The sequence below is a fragment of the Streptomyces sp. NPDC043726 genome (assembly GCF_056436565.1).
Genome location: NZ_JBWKCI010000002.1, coordinates 215859 through 231603 on the forward strand (window position 1 = coordinate 215859; position 15745 = coordinate 231603).

Annotated in this window: 15 protein-coding genes; 8 read left to right on the plus strand and 7 right to left on the minus strand. The window is 71.3% G+C overall.

All coding sequences use genetic code 11. From position 1 onward, the window contains the following. Positions 1-254 precede the first annotated feature (254 nt). Positions 255-1172, plus strand: a complete 918-nt coding sequence (locus AC068Z_RS05765) for a TIGR03619 family F420-dependent LLM class oxidoreductase (RefSeq protein WP_478552660.1) — start codon at positions 255-257, stop codon at positions 1170-1172. Positions 1173-1247: 75 nt separating this feature from the next. Here AC068Z_RS05765 and AC068Z_RS05770 read toward each other — a convergent pair whose 3' ends face one another. Then, positions 1248-1736, minus strand: coding sequence for a TetR/AcrR family transcriptional regulator (locus tag AC068Z_RS05770; RefSeq protein WP_478553723.1), 489 nt, complete (start codon positions 1734-1736; stop codon positions 1248-1250). Positions 1737-1919: 183 nt separating this feature from the next. Between AC068Z_RS05770 and AC068Z_RS05775 the strand changes: the two genes are divergently transcribed. Continuing rightward, entirely contained in the window at positions 1920-3455 is a 1536-nt protein-coding gene (locus tag AC068Z_RS05775) for an MDR family MFS transporter (RefSeq protein WP_478552661.1), read from the plus strand. 24 nt (positions 3456-3479) lie between these two features. Here the strand turns inward: AC068Z_RS05775 and AC068Z_RS05780 are convergent, their stop codons facing one another. Together AC068Z_RS05780 and AC068Z_RS05785 are read right to left on the minus strand one after the other, a co-directional pair. Continuing rightward, positions 3480-3956: an SRPBCC family protein gene (locus AC068Z_RS05780; protein WP_478552662.1), complete on the minus strand. Its 477-nt coding sequence runs from the start codon at positions 3954-3956 to the stop codon at positions 3480-3482. Between the two features lie 125 nt (positions 3957-4081). Continuing rightward, positions 4082-6868 (minus strand): ATP-binding protein, encoded by a 2787-nt coding sequence (locus AC068Z_RS05785; RefSeq protein WP_478552664.1) that lies wholly within the window; start codon positions 6866-6868, stop codon positions 4082-4084. 150 nt (positions 6869-7018) lie between these two features. On the opposite strand from AC068Z_RS05785, the gene AC068Z_RS05790 reads away from it, so the two are divergent. The 4 genes from AC068Z_RS05790 (at position 7019) to AC068Z_RS05805 (ending at position 9110) form a co-directional block, all read left to right on the plus strand. Next, positions 7019-7621 (plus strand): FAD-binding oxidoreductase, encoded by a 603-nt coding sequence (locus tag AC068Z_RS05790; protein WP_478552666.1) that lies wholly within the window; start codon positions 7019-7021, stop codon positions 7619-7621. Positions 7622-7838: 217 nt separating this feature from the next. Then, entirely contained in the window at positions 7839-8108 is a 270-nt protein-coding gene (locus tag AC068Z_RS05795; RefSeq protein ID WP_478552668.1) for a hypothetical protein, read from the plus strand. Further along, positions 8102-8254: a BBE domain-containing protein gene (locus AC068Z_RS05800; RefSeq protein ID WP_478552670.1), complete on the plus strand. Its 153-nt coding sequence runs from the start codon at positions 8102-8104 to the stop codon at positions 8252-8254. Before AC068Z_RS05795 ends, AC068Z_RS05800 begins: the two co-directional genes overlap by 7 nt. A gap of 55 nt (positions 8255-8309) precedes the next feature. Further along, entirely contained in the window at positions 8310-9110 is an 801-nt protein-coding gene (locus AC068Z_RS05805; RefSeq protein ID WP_478552671.1) for a GNAT family N-acetyltransferase, read from the plus strand. A 243-nt stretch (positions 9111-9353) separates the two neighbouring features. On the opposite strand, the gene AC068Z_RS05810 is transcribed toward AC068Z_RS05805, so the two are convergent. Continuing rightward, the gene (locus AC068Z_RS05810) at positions 9354-10205 is read right to left on the minus strand and encodes an alpha/beta fold hydrolase (protein ID WP_478552672.1); all 852 of its coding nucleotides are present in this window, start codon (positions 10203-10205) and stop codon (positions 9354-9356) included. A gap of 194 nt (positions 10206-10399) precedes the next feature. Here AC068Z_RS05810 and msrA point away from each other — a divergent pair, with 194 nt between their 5' ends. Then, a complete protein-coding gene (gene msrA / locus AC068Z_RS05815; RefSeq protein ID WP_478552674.1) occupies positions 10400-10915 on the plus strand; it encodes a peptide-methionine (S)-S-oxide reductase MsrA in 516 nt (171 codons plus the stop codon). A gap of 113 nt (positions 10916-11028) precedes the next feature. Here msrA and AC068Z_RS05820 read toward each other — a convergent pair whose 3' ends face one another. Next, the gene (locus tag AC068Z_RS05820) at positions 11029-12087 is read right to left on the minus strand and encodes an alpha/beta fold hydrolase (protein WP_478552676.1); all 1059 of its coding nucleotides are present in this window, start codon (positions 12085-12087) and stop codon (positions 11029-11031) included. Between the two features lie 260 nt (positions 12088-12347). Between AC068Z_RS05820 and AC068Z_RS05825 the strand changes: the two genes are divergently transcribed. Beyond that, a complete protein-coding gene (locus tag AC068Z_RS05825) occupies positions 12348-13790 on the plus strand; it encodes an aldehyde dehydrogenase (RefSeq protein WP_478552678.1) in 1443 nt (480 codons plus the stop codon). 160 nt (positions 13791-13950) lie between these two features. Here AC068Z_RS05825 and AC068Z_RS05830 read toward each other — a convergent pair whose 3' ends face one another. Beyond that, on the minus strand, positions 13951-14769 hold the full coding sequence (locus tag AC068Z_RS05830) for an oxidoreductase (protein WP_478552680.1): 819 nt from the start codon (positions 14767-14769) through the stop codon (positions 13951-13953). Positions 14770-14872: 103 nt separating this feature from the next. Further along, on the minus strand, positions 14873-15730 hold the full coding sequence (locus tag AC068Z_RS05835; RefSeq protein ID WP_478552681.1) for an oxidoreductase: 858 nt from the start codon (positions 15728-15730) through the stop codon (positions 14873-14875). Positions 15731-15745 lie beyond the last annotated feature (15 nt).

Below are 15745 nucleotides of genomic sequence, written 5' to 3' on the forward strand. Positions count from 1 at the left end.
GGCGGGTGCGGGGACCGGTGGTGGCGTGCCGCCACCGACCGCCCACTTCACACCTCGGACCTCACGCGAGAAGAGTAGATGTCTCAGCTCGCCTCGTCACGCGGTTTGGCCGAAAAGGTTCTTGTTGCTCGTACTTTCCTGGATATGGCCGGTCCCCGACACGCGGCTCGACACATGTGTTTTGGAATCCCGATCACCCTGGTGTGAGCATGGCCGTCACATCGCAAGGGCCGTCACGTCACGAGGAGACACATATGAGACTGGGCCTGGCCATACCGACCTTCGGTCCCGACGCCCGGCCGCAAGGCATCCTTGAAGTCTGCCGTACCGCGGAGGAGATGGGGTACGACTCCCTGTGGACGGGGGACCGGGTCCTCGCCCCGCTCGTGCCCTCCGCCCCCTACCCGGGCCCCGACGGCCGGATGCCGCGCGTCTACGAGAACCACATGGACCCGCTGGTGGCGCTCACCTTCGCGGCCTCCCACACGACCCGTGTCCGGCTGGGCACGAGCACGCTGAACGGCCTGTGGCAGTCGCCGATCATGCTGGCGCGTTCGCTGACCACCCTCGACCTGCTCAGCCGGGGACGGCTGCTGGTGGGGCTGGGCCTGGGCTGGATGCCGGACGAGTACACCGCGGTCTCCGTGCCCTGGAAGGGTCGCGGAGTGCGGCTCGACGAGACGCTGGACGTGCTGGAGAAGTACTGGGCCGACGACGTCCTCGCCCACGAGGGACCGCTGTTCACGGTCCCGGAGACGGTGGTGGGGCTCAAGCCGAGCCAGCGGCCCGGACCGCCCGTGCTGCTCGCCGCGTTCACTCCGGGCGGCCTGCGCCGGATCGGCCGGCGGCTCGACGGCTGGCTGCCGGTGGCGATGCCGCTGCCGGACCTCCTCGGCATGTGGGACGTGATCCGCAAGGAGGCGGTCGAGGCCGAACGCGACCCGGCCGGCCTGCACATGGCGCTGCGCGTCAACCCGGAACTGACCGACATCAGGACCGACGCGGAGCTGATGCCCCGCGCGGGCACGCTGGACCAGTACATCGACTACGCGCGTACCGCCGCCGAGGCCGGCGTGCACGAACTGTTCATGGACTTCGGGCAGACCCCCGCCACCCTGGCCGAACGCGTCGACCTGGCAGGCCGCTTCATCGACGGCGTGCGACGCGGCTGACGGGACACGCCCGACCGTCGCGCACACCGCCCCCGGGCACACGTGAACACATGTGTCTCCGGGGGCTTCGTCGTGTCAGGGAGCTCCGATACCGTTCAGCAGGGTGTCGACCACGACGTCCGCGGCCCGCGCGGGGCTCGACTCGGGCAGCTGCCGGGACACCAGATGCATGAGCTGGGGCAGCAGCGCGCTCGCCCAGCCCTCGGGCAGCCCGGGGCGCAGCAATCCCTCTTCGGTGGCGCGTTCGAGGAAGACGTCGACCTCGTGGGCGGACGCGTCCCGGCGTCGGCGGACGGTGTCGTCGGCGAGCATGCGGGCGAGGTCGACGGGCCATCTGCGGTTGACCGCGATGATGTTCTCGACATAGCGGTGCAGGGCGACGGCGACGGGGGCCTCGCGCAGCCGTGCGTCCTCGATGGCCTCTTCGACGGCCGTCAGCCGGGACTCGTAGATGGCGGCGAGGAGTTCTTCGCGCGAGGCGAAGCGTCGGTAGACGGTGCGCCGGTCCACCCCCGCCTCGGCGGCGATGCTCGCGATGCTCGCGCCCGGATCGGTGGCGAGCATGCGGGCCCCGGTGGTCAGGACGGCTTCCAGATTTCGTACGGCGTCGGCTCTCACGGCAGGCAGTCTAGCCCGGCATGTGACCTCTGAGACAGCTAACACCTCATGACTGTAGATATCTGCCATCTAAGTGCTACATTAAAGTGACAGTTAACTCTGGTAGCGCCAAGCGAAAGGCAACTTCCGATGCCGAAGTCACAGTCCCCCTCACCCCGGGAGGGCGGTGTCGCCGCGGCGATGAGCGCGCTGATCCTCGCGGTGCTGCTCGCGGCCCTGGATCAGACCATCGTGTCGACCGCACTGCCCCGCATAGCGCGGGACCTGAACGGGTTCGACGACATCGCCTGGGTCAGCGCCGCCTACCTGCTCGCCTCCACGGCGGTGACACCGCTGTGGGGCAAGCTCGGCGACATGTTCGGCCGCAAGCGGCTCTACCTGACCGCGACCACGATCTTCCTGGTCGCCTCGGTCGCCTGCGGCCTGGCACAGAACCTTCCCGAGCTGATCGGCGCCCGGGTGCTGCAGGGCGTGGGCGGCGGCGGCATGATCGTGCTGACCTTCGCCCTGGTCGGCGACATCGTCGCGCCGAGCGAACGCGGCCGCTACCAGGGCATGTTCGGTTCGGTGTACGGCGTGGCCAGCATCGTCGGACCGCTGCTGGGCGGCGTCTTCACCGACCAGCTGTCCTGGCGGTGGGCCTTCCTGATCAACCTGCCCGTCGGCTTCGTCGCCCTGGCCATCGCGGCGCGGGCGCTGCCCACCGCCACCCGCGGCGCCAAGGCCCGTATCGACTACCTCGGCGCCACCCTCCTGGCCGCCATCGCCACCGGACTGGTCCTGATCACGTCCTTCGGCGAGCGCTGGGGCTGGGGCTCGCCGTCCATCGTCGGTCTGATCGCCGCCACCGTCGTCCTGGCCGTGCTGCTGGTGCCCGCCGAGCGCCGCGCCGCCGCCCCGGTCCTGCCCCCGGCCATGCTCGCCTCCCGGACGGTGGTCTTCTCCTCGCTGATCGGGTTCTTCGCGAACGCCGCGATGTTCGCGGTCCTGGTGTACCTGCCGACGTATCTCCAGATCGTGCACGGAATCTCGGCCACTCTCTCCGGCATCCACATGCTGCCCCTCGTCGCCGGTCTGGTCATCAGCCAGTCCCTGGCCGGACGCTGGTCCGCGCACGCCGACCGGCTGCGCCCGATCCTGCTCGCGGGCCTGGCCGCCAACCTCGCCGGGCTGCTCCTGCTGGGCACCATCGGGGCCGCCACCGGCACCCTGGTGCTCAGCGGCTACTTCCTGATCACCGGCATCGGCATCGGCATGGTGCCCATGGTCGTGCTGACCACCGTCCAGAACAGCGTCCCCACCGCCGACCTCGGTGCCGCCAGCGCCGTGGTCACCTTCGCCCGCTCCATCGGCGCCGCCTTCGGGGTCGCCGTCTTCGGCACGCTCCTCAACACCGGCTTCGCCGACCGCACCGACGACCTGCCGGCCGGCGAGGGCTTCGACGCGGCCCGCCCCGACACCATCGGCCGGCTGCCCGGGGCCCTGCGCGACACCGCGCTGGACGCCTTCGCCCACGCCACGGCCACCGGCTACCTCTGGATCGCCCCCACCCTGGCCGTCGGCATCGTCCTCGCCCTCTTCCTCAAGCCGTCCCGCAGGACCGGGAACACCACCGGCGCCCCCGCCCCCGTCCGCGCGGCCGAGGACACCGTCACCGCGGCCTGAGTCGCCGCCGAGGCCCGCGGAGGACTACGCCGGGGCGTTCTCCGAGAGCCTCTTCAGCTGCGCGAGCCACAGAGCCTGCATGCGCTGGGCCCACACGGGCGGCAGCGCATGCAGGCGTTCGGCGGCGGGCCCCCGTACGACGTTCTCGGACACCACGTGGGTGCCGCCGTCGACCTCGGTGAGCAACCAGGCCTGGTACAACTGCACTCCGGCGCCCACACCCGACCAGCCGAGCCGGTGCGGCGGCACCCGTTCGCCGACGTAGACCTCGAAACGGTGGCCGTGGAACCGGACGTGAAAGGTGTCCTCCGCGACTCCGGCGCGTGCCTCGGTGATGCCCGGAACCCAGTCGGGCCACCGCCGCACCTCCGCGAGCAGGCCGAAGGCCGTGGCCGGCGGAGCGTGCACGACGGCCTGCGCCTGGCAGAAGCTGTGGGCGTGATCGGGCGAGAAGCCGGACGGCCAGTGGATGTCGGGATGACTGTCCGAGACACCAGGCATCCGGTTCTTCCTTTCGTGGCGCTCGGTGGCATCGGGGCACGGCCACTGGGCGTCCACTCTGCGCGGGTGTCCGGAGCCCGGCATACGTCGAATGACTGGGCGGCCGGAACGATTCTCCGGCCTCCTCAGGCGCCCGCCTCGGCGTCGAGCTCGGCGAGGGCGTCCCTCAGGGCGGCCCGCGAGGTGATGCCCAGCTTGGGATAGATCTGGTACAGGTGGGTGCCGATCGTCCGATGGGACAGGAACAGCCGCTCGGCGATCTGCTTGTTGGTCAGGCCGGTCGCCGCGAGGGTGGCGATCTGCAGCTCGTGCGCGGTGAGCGCGGACCGTGTCGGCGTGGCCGCGGCCGGGGCGGCCCGGCCGCTCGCCCGCAGCTCCGCCGCCGCCCGGGCCGTCCAGGGCTGGGCGCCCAACTGCTGGAACGACCGCAGCGCCAGGGTCAGCTGCTCCCGGGCCTCCGTCGTGGCGCGCAGCCGCCGCAGGCGCTCCCCGTGGAAGAGACGGACGCGAGCGGTGTCGAAGGGCCGGCGTTCGGGGTCGGGCAGGGACAGCGCCCGTTCGAAGAGGGCCACGGACTCCTCGCCGGGCGTGGTCAGTGCCTCGCACGCCAGGACGAGCAGTTCCAGCCGGGGTGACAGTCCGGCCATCCCGGAGGCGCGCATCGCCGCCGTGTGGGCGGCGGCCTCCGCGTCCCGGCCGGTCCTGACGGCCGCCTCGACCAGGTCCATCGTGCCCCACATGGCGATCGGGACGTACGGCGCCACGGTCCCGGGCGGACTGAGCGCGCAGGCATGCTGGTATGCGGTCCCGAAGTCGCCGCTGCCCAGGGCCGCCAGCGCCCGCGCGTGCTCGGCGAAGTACACCGCGCCGCGTGCTCCGCGCGGTCCCGCCCATCGGACGATCTCCCCGGTGAGCGCGTCGCTGGTCTCCCGGTCGCCCCGCACCGCGGCCACGACCGCCCGGATGTACTGGAAGTACCAGGCGAAGAACCGGTAGTCGTGGTCCTCGCACAGGGCCAGGCCCTCGACCGCCAGGTCGTCGGAGTCCTCCCACCGGCCCAGGTGCAGATAGTCCAGGCCGAGGTGCATGAGCGCGCCCAGATGCCTGCGGACCGGTGCGGTGCCGGCGCGGCCCTGCTCGGCCAACCGGCGGGTGGCCCACCGGAATTCCCCGAGCCGGTCGGGAAAGACGGAGGCGGTGCCCACCCGGATCACCCGGTTGGGTTCGTCGCCCACGGTCGCGATCAGCTTCGCCAGCCGGGGCAGTGCGGCCGGTCCGGTGCGTGCCGGGTCGGCGAACGTCCGGGTGATCACCCACAGCAGCTCGGGCGGTTCGGGAGTCAGCCGGTCCACGAAGGCGAACAGCGGCTGCCACAGCTCCGGTTCACCGCCGTACCAGCACAGCAGCACCAGCAGGTGCAGAGCCTCGACGAGAGCGTCGTCCGAGGCGTCCCAGCCGTGCTGCCCGGTCTCGATCGCGCCGACCAGCAGCCGGTAGGCGGTGTCGATGTCTCCGTCCCGGTTGATCAGCAGGAACGCCGACGCGGCCGCCGCGTGCAGCGACTGCTGCCCGGAAGGATGCGCCTGAGCTCCGGCGAGCAGCCGCGTGGCGTCCTCCAGTTCGCCGCCGGAGTCCACACCGACGTAGGCCGCCTCGGCCAGCCGGCGGCTCTCGTCGGCCCGCGCGGGGCTCAGCGCGGCGGCACGGGTCAACGCGGCCACCGCGCCGAGCGCGTCCCCGCGGCGCAGGCGCAGTCGTGCCGCCTCCTCCAGCAGCGCCGCGACCGTCTCGTCCGGACCCAGGGCGGCCTCGCCCAAGTGCCAGGCACGGCGCTCCGGTCGGTCCTCGAGGGCGTCGGCGAGCACCTGGTGGGCTTCTCTGCGCTCCGCGGGCGTCGCCAGCTCCACCACCGCGGAGCCGATCAGCGGATGCCGGAAGGACAGCCGCCGGTGGTCGGCCGAGACCGTCACCAGCCGGTGGCGGGAGGCGGGAGCGAGATCGTCCACGCCGACCCGGCCGGCGACGGCCGCCTCGATCGCGGCCAGGTCACCGGTGCCGTCGAGGGCGGCGATCAGGAGCAAATTCCGCGTGGGCGCGGGCAGTCCGGCCACGCGCGAGGCGAACAGGGCCTGCAGCCGCTCGCTCAGGGGCAGGACAGAGGGCACTGCCGCCAGGGTCGTGCGCTGCTCGGCGGAGAGCGCCGTCGGCAGCTCCACCAGTGCCAGCGGGTTGCCCCTCGCCTCGGTCGTGATGCGGCGCCGTACCGCGGGGGACACGTCGGGGTGGGCGAGGGCCAGCAGTTCCGCCGACGACGCGTCGGTCAGCGGCTTGAGCCGGTACTCGGTCAGACCGCTCGATTCGAAGAAGCTGTCGGTGCCCTCGCGGGCGGCGGCCAGAAAGCCGATCGGGCTGCCGACCAGCCGCCTGGCCACGAAGCCGAGTACGGCGTTGGTGGCCCGGTCCAGCCACGGCAGGTCGTCGACGGCGAGCAGCAGGGGCGTACGCGCGGCCGTCCGCCGGAGCAGCAGGAGGACCGCGGTGGAGGTCAGGAGACGGTCGGGCGCCGGCCCGGTGCCGATGCCGACCGCGACCCGCAGGGCGTCGCGGTGGACCGGGTCCAGGACGTCGAAGTCGTCGAAGAGGGGTACGAGGAGCTGGTTGAGACCGGCGTAGCCGATGTCCGCCTCGAACTGCACGCCTCTCGCGCGCAGCACCCGGACGCCCTGGTGTGCGGCGTCCCGCGCCACCTCGTCGAGCAGCGCGGTCTTGCCCACCCCCGCCTCGCCCGAGAGCAGCAGGGCCGCGCCCTGGACCTCGGAGTCGGCCAGGAAGGACCGGACGAACGCGAGATCCTCGTCCCGTCCGACCAGATCCGTGCCGACCCGGCCGTGCCTGTCCACCCCCGCGTTCATGCGGCCATGCAATCACCGAGCTGGGAAGGGCGTCCAGATTCCGCTTCCGCCGTGCCCTCGGCCGGCGGCGGCGTCGATGTGAACAACAGAGCAGGTCCGGCTCGTCTCCATGACGTCAATGATGGTGTGAGCGAATGAGGTCAGGACAAAGTGAGTACAGACAAGTCGGCTGCGGGCAGGGCGAGTTTCCGGGCGGAGGACATCGCGGCGCTGCGGCGCTCCGTGGCGGGGACGGTGCTGGAGCCGGGTACCGAGGAGTACACGGCGGAGTGTGCCACGTACAACCTGACCTGCGGCCTCCGGCCGGCCCTGGTGGTCGGCGCGGCCGGTGAGCCGGACGTCCGGGCGGCGGTCCGCTTCGCGGTGCGGCACGGGCTGCCCGTCGCGGTGAAGTCCGCCGCCCATCAGGTCGTCTCCTCCGCCGAGGGCGGGCTGCTGATCACGACGCGGCGGATGCGGCGGATCGCCGTCGACGCGCCGGAGCGCTCTGTGCGGGCCGAGCCGGGTGCCCGGTGGTCCGACGTGCTGCCCCTGGCGGCGGAGTTCGGCCTGGCCCCGATCGCGGGTTCGGCCCCGGACGTCGGGGTGGTCGGGTACCTCCTCGGTGGCGGTCAGAGCCCGCTGCTGGGGCGGAGCCTCGGCTACGCCGCCGACCACGTGCGCCGGCTGAACATGGTCACGGCGGACGGAGAACTGCGCCGGGTGACCCCGGTGAGTGAACCGGAGCTGTTCTGGGCGGCCTTGCGAGGCTAGGGCAGGTACTGGAGGCCTGGCGTGCCTGGCTGCCGACGGTGGGGGAGGACATGACGTCCTCCGTGGCCGTCCAGCGGCTGCCCGACGTTCCGCTGCTCTCCGAGCCGATGCGCGGCGCCTTCGTGATCCACCTGCGGATCGGCTACCTGGGTTCGCGGGCCGAGGGGGCGAACTCATCGCGCCGCTGCGCGCGTTCGCGCCGGCCCTGCTCGACCTGGTGGGGGAGAAACATTTCACCGCGATCGGTGAGATCCACATGGACCCGGTGGACCCGATGCCGTACTTCGACCGCAGCGTGGAGATCCGTGCGCTCGGGGGAGCGTTCGACCGTGAACCAGCGGTGCCCAACGCGGTGCCGAGCCGCGGTCTGCCGTACGTCGTCTTCGGTTTCGCGGTGGGGGCGCCGGACCGGGCGGGGGCGCTGCGGCCGAGCTGGCGCGGGTCGTCGACGGGCTGGAGCCCTGGGCCGCGCGGCGGAACATGGTGAACTTCCTCTCGCCGGAAGAGGCGACGGACGCCGAGGGCGTGCGCCGGGTGTACGGGGCCGAGCGGTTCGACCGGCTCGCCGAGGTGAAGAAGCGCTACGACCCGGCCAATGTCTTCCGGTTCAACCACAACATCGTCCCCGCCTGACCAGAGTTCTGGGCAGGACAGGTTGCAAGAAATCACAGGGAGTCGAGGAGTGGCGATGACGGATCTCGCGGCGGCGGTCGAATCGGTGGGACAGCTCTCCACGGTGTGGCGAGCGATGGTGCTCGACCGGGACAAGGACGCGGACGTCCGGGACCTGCCCGGTGTCGCCGTGCGCTGGGCGGACTGCCGCTTCGCGTTCTGGAACGCGATCACCCTCACCGACGTCGGGGCGGACGCCGGGCTCCTGGAGCAGCGGCTCGGCCAGGCGGCGGACATCATGCGGTCCAAACGGCGGCCGGGCTTCCTGTGGCTCTTCGAGGACCTCCTCACGCAGGAGGCGCGCGCGGGCCTTGACGAGGCCGTACGGCGCGCGGGCCTGGCGCACGCCTTCCCCGGCACCGGTATGGCGGGCGACCTGCTGCCCATTCCGGAGCCCCGCCATCCGGAGCTCACCTTCGAGCGCGTGACCACGGACGCACAGCTGCGGGCCTACGCGGACATCAACTCCCGCGCGTACGGCTTCAGCCCGGAGGACGGCCGTGACGGTCTGGAGGGCTCCGCGCTGTGGAAGGAGGAGTTCTACGCGTTCCTGGCCGTACGCGACGGCGTCCCCGTCGCCTGCGTGGCCACCGTGGAGGCAGAGGGCCGCCTGTTCGTCGTGCTCGTCGCCACCGACCCGGACCACCAACGCCGCGGCTACGGCGAGGCGGTGACCCGCAAGGCGCTGTACGAGGGCGCCCGCGCGACCGGACTGACGAGGGCCACGCTGCACGCGACCGTCGCCGGAGCGCCGGTGTACCCGAGGATCGGTTTCGAGCCGAACTCGCCGATGCGCTTCTACGGGCTGGCGGAGTGACCTGACGACGGAGCGCCGGCGGCGGGACCGGCGCTGCGGCAATGCCGGTCCCCGCCGCCCCGCGTTCCGGCTCGGCGAGGCCGGACACAAGTGCGGGAACCCGATCGGTCCGGTGATCGCGGGGGGTTTCACATGTGTCAGTAGGGCGAGGGAGGCCGGTGTGCGCGGGCCCGCACAGCGACGCCGCCGCTCCGGAGTGTGGAGCGGCGGCGGCTGTCCGGGGTGCCGGACCTCTGCGGGGTGTCAGCGGACGGTGGCCCGGGCGGCTCGCTCGATCACGTCGGCGACCAGGTGCGGGTGGGACACGGCGACCGAGTGGGAGGCGGCGACCTCGGTGGTGTGGGCGTGGGCACGCTTGGCCATGAAGCGCTGGACCGCGGCGGGGATGTTGAGGTCGCGGGTGGTGACGATGTCCCAGGTCGGCTTCGTCTTCCACGCGGCCGTGGTGGCCTTCTCCTCCAGCGCGGCCTGAGCGATGGGGCGCTGCGCGGCGGCCATGAGGGCGGCCTCCCGCGCGGGGACGTCGGCGGCGAACTGCCGGCGGAACTTGTCCTGCTGGATGTACAGGTCGGTGGCGGTGGTGCCGTCGGCCTGCTGGTAGGTGACGGGGTCGAGGGTGCCGGGGAGGGTGGAGCCCGGGTACTTGTTGGTGAGCTCCAGGGCGGTCTCCCCGGGGGCGGGGAGGAAGGCGGCGACGTAGACGAGCGCCTTCACCTGGGGGTCGTCGCTGGCGGCCTGGCTGATGACGTTGCCGCCGTAGGAGTGGCCGACGAGGATCTTCGGGCCCTTGATGTGGTCGAGGACGGTGCGCAGAGCGGCGGCGTCGGAGGCGGGGCCGCGCAGCGGGTTGGCGGCGGCGACGACCGGGTAGCCGTCGGCGCGCAGATCGGCGATGACGCCGTTCCAGCTGGAGCCGTCGGCGAAGGCGCCGTGCTCCAGGACGATGGTCGGCTTGGTGCCGCTGTCGGCGCCGGTGGTCTTGGTCGCGCCGGAGGCGGTGCCGCTGAGGGCGAACGCTCCGAGTGCCAGCCCCGCCGTGGCCAGCGAGACCACACCCGTCACCAGCCGCTTGCGTCCACCGTTGATGCTCAGCACGAAAATGCCCCTTTCAGGCGCTACGAGTACGGGCGGGCCGCCGGTCTTCACCGGATCGCGTCACCGCCCTGACTGGTGACGAATTTGTCATCCCCTTCATCACCTGTCAAGGTGGTGACGGAAGATGCGGGAATTCGAGCCCGGTGTGCGAGGTTGACCCTCGTGGACAGACGCGGAGAGAAAGGCGATGCGCCATGAGTGACGTCGAGGAGAGGGCGCTGCTGGCCGGCGGCTGCTTCTGGGGTATGCAGGAGCTGATCCGGTCCCTGCCCGGGGTGGTGCGCACCCGTGTGGGGTACAGCGGTGACGACGACAAGCCTCGTCCCACCTACCGCGATCACGGAAAGCACGCGGAGGCGATCGAGATCGTCTTCGATCCCAAGGTCACCGACTACCGGGCGATCCTGGAGTACTTCTTCCAGATCCACGACCCGACCACGCGCAACCGGCAGGGCAACGACATCGGCCTCAGCTACCGTTCGGCGATCTTCTACGCCGACGACACGCAGCGGCTCGTCGCGCAGGACACCATCGCCGACGTCGAGGCGTCCGGACTGTGGCCGGGGTCCGTGGTGACCGAGGTCGTCCCGGCCGGTGACTTCTGGGAGGCCGAGCCGGAGCACCAGGACTACCTCCAGCGCTACCCCAACGGCTACACCTGCCACTTCCCGCGGCCGAACTGGCGGCTGCCGAAGCGCGCCGAGGCGTGAGTCGTGAGTCCTGATTTCTGAGTTCTGAGTTCTGAACGCACACGCGGCCGGGCAGGGTGGATCCTGCCCGGCCGTACGTGTGTCAGCCGTCCGAGGCGGAAGGTCGCGCGGACTCAGAGGTGGTCGGCGTCGACGACGGCCTGAGCGAACGTCGTGGGAGCCTCCTGCGGGAGGTTGTGGCCGATGTCCGCGATCGTGCGGTGCTCGTAGGGCCCCGTGAAGCGGCCGCGGTAGGAGGATCCGTCGCCGGGCGCGGTGAAGGGGTCCAGGGCGGGGTCGAGGGTGATGGTCGGGACGCCGATGAGCGGCTGGGCGGCCAGCTGCTTCTCGTAGCGGTCGTAGCGGCGTTCACCCTCGATCAGGCTGATCCGCCAGCGGTAGTTGTACAGGACGATGGCGGCGTAGTCGGGGTTCTTGAACGCCTCGGCGGTGCGCTGGAAGGTGGCGTCGTCGAAGTTCCAGTTGGGGGAGACGAGGGTCCATACGTACCGGCACAGGGCGATGCGCTCGTCGACCTGCTCCATCGCCTTCTTGCCGCGCTCGGTGGCGAAGTACCACTGGTACCACCAGTTGCGCTCCACGGCCGGGTTCGCGGGCTCCAGCTGGGCCTTGCGGTTGGTGATGAGGTAACCGCTGGTGGAGACGAGGGCCTTGACGCGCTCGGGCCACAGGGCGGCGATGATGTCGGCGGTCCGCGAACCCCAGTCGAAGCCGGCCAGCACGGCCTGATCGATCTTCAGCGCGTCCATCAGCGCGATGATGTCGAGCGCGATGGCGGACTGCTCGGCGCTGCGGGGCGTGCGGTGGGACAGGAACCGGGTGCTGCCGTGACCGCGCAGGTAGGGAACGATGACCCGGTAGCCCAGGTCGGCCAGCAGCGGGGCGACGTCGACGAAGCTGTGGATGTCGTAGGGCCAGCCGTGCAGGCAGATGACGACCGGGCCGTGGGCGGGGCCCGCCTCGGCGTAACCGATGTCGAGGACCCCCGCCTTGACCTGCTTGAGCGTGGCGAATTCGGTGTGCGTGCCCGGGGTGACGGTCGGCACGGTGGAAACACGTGTGCCGCCCGTGTCCTGCGCGGCGAACGCGCTGTTCTGCAGGCCGGACAGTGAGACCGCGGCCGCGCCGGTACCCAGGCCGACGGCCTTGTTGAAGGTACGCCTGTTGATCATGTGGAAAAACCTCCGTGGTGCGCCTTGTCGCCCAGGTGGGCCGACGCCACACACTCTCCCCGGTGACACATGCACACACATCAGTCATGTGACGGTGTGTCGTGGGCGGGGTCGGCCGACGGGTGCGAGGTCATTCGACTGAAGGGCGGCCAGGAAGGACATCCTTCACGCTTACGCGCATCTAACGCTCATAAGTGCTACATTGATGTGGCACTTGGGCGTCGTGTCCGAGCGAATCGAGTACGGAAGACAGACACCGCATGATCACCTACGACCGGCTCTTCATCGGAGGTTCCTGGGTCGAGCCGAGCCGGCCCGAGCTGCTCGACATCGCCTCGCCGCACGACCAGTCGGTGGTCGGCCGCGCCGCGCAGGCGCAGCCGGCGGACATCGACCGCGCGGTCGCCGCGGCGCGGGCGTCCTTCGAGGCGGGGGAGTGGCGGCTGACCCCACCCGCGGAGCGGATCGCGCTCCTGCGCCGCTTCAACAGCCTGCGCGAGGAGAACGCGGAGAGGATCGCACACCTGATCTCGCTGGAGAACGGCTCGGCCGGATGGTTCACCCGCGCCGGACAGCCCGGCCTGACCCGGCAGGCGAACGCCTACCTGAAGGCGGCGGAGGAATTCGGCTGGGAGGAGACCCTCGCGCCCTCCGACCCCGCCTCCCCGGTACGCAGCGTGGTGCGCCGTGAGGCCATCGGCGTCGTGGCGGCCGTCATCCCGTGGAACTCGCCCTTCTCCTCGGCCACTTCGAAGATCATTCCCGCGCTGCTCGCGGGCAACTCCGTCGTCCTGAAGGTGTCCCCCGAGAACTCCCTGAGCATGGGCTTCCTGGCCGATCTGCTGGAGCGAGTGGGTCTGCCCGAGGGTGTGATCAGCGTGCTGCCCGCCGACCGGGAGACCAGCGAGTACCTCGTCTCGCACCAGGAGGTCGACAAGATCGCCTTCACCGGCTCGACGCGGGCCGGCCGCCGTATCGCCGCGATCGCCGGTGAGCAGCTCAAGCGGGTCAGCCTGGAGCTGGGCGGCAAGTCCGCCGCGATCATCCTGCCCGACGCCGACCTCGAGAAGGCCGTCGCGGGCGTGCGGTTCGGCTCGCTGCTGAACAACGGCGAGTCCTGCATCGCCCAGACCAGGATCCTCGCCCCGCGCAGCCGGTACGAGGAGGTCGTGGCCGGTCTGAAGGAACTGGTCGAGTCGCTGAAGGTCGGCGACCCGTCCGACCCCGACACCTTCATCGGCCCGATGATCCGCCCCGACCAGCAGGAGCGCGTGCGCAACTACATCCAGCTCGGCATCGAGGAGGGCGCCCGCCTGGTGGCCGGCGGCCCGCAGATCCCCGAGGGACTGGAGAAGGGCAACTACGTCACCCCCACCGTCTTCGCCGACGTCGACAACTCCATGCGCATCGCGCAGGAGGAGATCTTCGGACCGGTCCTGGTGGTCATCGCCTACGACGACGAGGACGACGCGGTCCGCATCGCCAACGACTCCGAGTACGGCCTGTCCGGCGGGGTCTGGTCCGCCGACGAGGAGCACGCGCTGGTGGTCGCCCGTCGGGTCCGCACCGGCACGGTCACCGTCAACGGCGCCTCCATCGCCTTCGACGGCCCGTTCGGCGGCTTCAAGGCCAGCGGCATCGGCCGTGAGTACGGCGCGGTCGGCCTCGGCACCTACACCGAGTACAAGACGATCACCGTATGACCCGCGCTCGTACGGGACACACCACGGGCAGACGCGCCGACGGCGGCAGGTGGGGCGAACCACCTGCCGCCGTCGCGGCGTTTCCTGCCTGCCACCGGCTTGCCGCCGCAGCGGCCCGGCCCGTCACCGGCCCTCCGCGGAGGCGGCCCGGCTCACCGGGTCACACGGACTCGCTGACAGCACGCCATGTAGCGTCCTCGGTGGCGAGCCGGTCGGCCATGCGCTGCGCGACGGCCACCGCGTCCCTGCCCAGCAGCAGGCGCAGCGGCGGGTTGTCGCTCTCGGCGATGTCCAGCAGGATCCGCGCGATCCGGGCCGGGTCGCCGGGCTGCCGGCCGTCCGCGCCACGAATCTGTGCGACGGCGGCCCCGACCACGCCCTCGTACGGCGCGCTGACCGGTGGAGTGTCCATCGAGGAGCCGGCCCAGTCGGTCCGCATGCCGCCCGGCTCGGCGACGGTCACCTTGATGCCGAGGGGAGCGACTTCCTGAGCCAGCACCTCCGAGAAGCCGCCGACCGCCCACTTGGCCGCCTGGTAGGCGCCGAGGCCCGGGACGCCCACCCGCCCGCCGACGGAGGAGATCTGGATGATGTGCCCCGAACCTTGCGCGCGCAGCACGGGCAGGGCGGCCCGGGTCACGTTGACGACACCGAAGAGGTTGGCGTCGATCTGGTCGCGGAAGGCACGCTCGGACATGTCCTCGATGGCGGCCATGTCGGCGTAACCGGCGTTGTTGACGACCACGTCCAGCCGCCCGAACGCCTCCACCGCCGCCCGCACCGCGCCCTCGGCCGCGGCGGCGTCCCGCACGTCCAGGGTGACCAGCCGGACCCGCTCCCCGTAGGTCTCGGCCAGGTCGGCCAGTGCCTCGGTGCGCCGGGCGGTGGCGAGGAGTCGGTGGCCGGCCTCCAGGACCGACTCGGCGAGGGTCCGGCCCAGTCCACGGGAACTACCCGTGATCAGCCAGGTCTTGCTCATGGGGATGCCTCGGATTTCTGTGTCGGGTTCGGGATGTGTCGGGCTGCCTCGGCGGGTGGGCCTGGTGCCGAGGGTGCGCGGGCGTGGGGTGGATCCGTACGGCTCACAGCACCGCGTTGTCGGCGGCGCCCGGGAAGTCGGTGCTGTACGCCAGGTCCTGCCCGGCCTCGAACTCGGCCCGGAGCTGGTCGAGTTTGGCGCCGATGCGCCGCTGGGCGTCGCTGCCCAGGACGACCCAGTGCGGCGGCTTCGGCGCGAGGACGACCCGGCGGATCGCCTCGGCGGCCCGTTCCGGGTCACCGGGGAACATCTCCGGGGTGAGGCCGCCCATCATGGCGCGGAAGGCACCGGCTGTGGCCGCGTAGTCCTCGATGGACTTCCCGGACGCCCGGGTGCGGTTCTCGATGCCGGTACGGAAGGAACCTGGCTGGATGATCATCGCGTGCAGCCCGATCGGCTCGATCTCCTGCCACAGCGCCTCGGTGAAGCCCTCCAGCGCGAACTTGCCGGCGGAGTAGTAGCCGTTGGCGGGCAGACTGGCCAGGCCGTCCATGGAGGAGACGTTGACGACGACACCACTGTGCCGTCGGCGCATTCCGGGCAGCACCGCGCGGGTGAGGGCGACCGCACCGAAGAAGTTGACCTCGAACAGCCGGCGGTAGTCGCTCTCCTCCTGCTCCTCCAAGGCTCCGATGAAATCGATCGCGGCATTGTTGACGAGGATGTCGATGCCGCCGAAGCAGTCCTCGGCGGCACGCACCGCGGCCTCGCGGTCCGCGGGCTCGGTGACGTCGAGCTTGACCGCCAGCGCGGTGTGCGGGTAGCGGGCGGCCAGTTCGGTGGTGACCTGTGTCGAGCTCGCGGTCACCACCACCTGGTCGCCGTGGGCCAGGACGTGTTCGGCGAGGGCCTTGCCCAGGCCGCTGGAGGCTCCGGTGATGAGCCAGGTCTTGCGGGTCATGCGTCTTCTCCTTCG

What these genes read in the sequence shown, in the direction of transcription:
- AC068Z_RS05765 (WP_478552660.1), top strand. Translation starts at nt 255, where the DNA reads ATGAGACTGGGCCTGGCCATACCGACCTTCGGTCCCGACGCCCGGCCG.
- AC068Z_RS05770 (WP_478553723.1), bottom strand. Translation starts at nt 1,736, where the DNA reads ATGCTCGCCACCGATCCGGGCGCGAGCATCGCGAGCATCGCCGCCGAG.
- AC068Z_RS05775 (WP_478552661.1), top strand. Translation starts at nt 1,920, where the DNA reads ATGCCGAAGTCACAGTCCCCCTCACCCCGGGAGGGCGGTGTCGCCGCG.
- AC068Z_RS05780 (WP_478552662.1), bottom strand. Translation starts at nt 3,956, where the DNA reads ATGCCTGGTGTCTCGGACAGTCATCCCGACATCCACTGGCCGTCCGGC.
- AC068Z_RS05785 (WP_478552664.1), bottom strand. Translation starts at nt 6,868, where the DNA reads ATGAACGCGGGGGTGGACAGGCACGGCCGGGTCGGCACGGATCTGGTC.
- AC068Z_RS05800 (WP_478552670.1), top strand. Translation starts at nt 8,102, where the DNA reads ATGGTGAACTTCCTCTCGCCGGAAGAGGCGACGGACGCCGAGGGCGTG.
- AC068Z_RS05805 (WP_478552671.1), top strand. Translation starts at nt 8,310, where the DNA reads ATGACGGATCTCGCGGCGGCGGTCGAATCGGTGGGACAGCTCTCCACG.
- msrA (WP_478552674.1), top strand. Translation starts at nt 10,400, where the DNA reads ATGAGTGACGTCGAGGAGAGGGCGCTGCTGGCCGGCGGCTGCTTCTGG.
- AC068Z_RS05820 (WP_478552676.1), bottom strand. Translation starts at nt 12,087, where the DNA reads ATGATCAACAGGCGTACCTTCAACAAGGCCGTCGGCCTGGGTACCGGC.
- AC068Z_RS05825 (WP_478552678.1), top strand. Translation starts at nt 12,348, where the DNA reads ATGATCACCTACGACCGGCTCTTCATCGGAGGTTCCTGGGTCGAGCCG.
- AC068Z_RS05830 (WP_478552680.1), bottom strand. Translation starts at nt 14,769, where the DNA reads ATGAGCAAGACCTGGCTGATCACGGGTAGTTCCCGTGGACTGGGCCGG.
- AC068Z_RS05835 (WP_478552681.1), bottom strand. Translation starts at nt 15,730, where the DNA reads ATGACCCGCAAGACCTGGCTCATCACCGGAGCCTCCAGCGGCCTGGGC.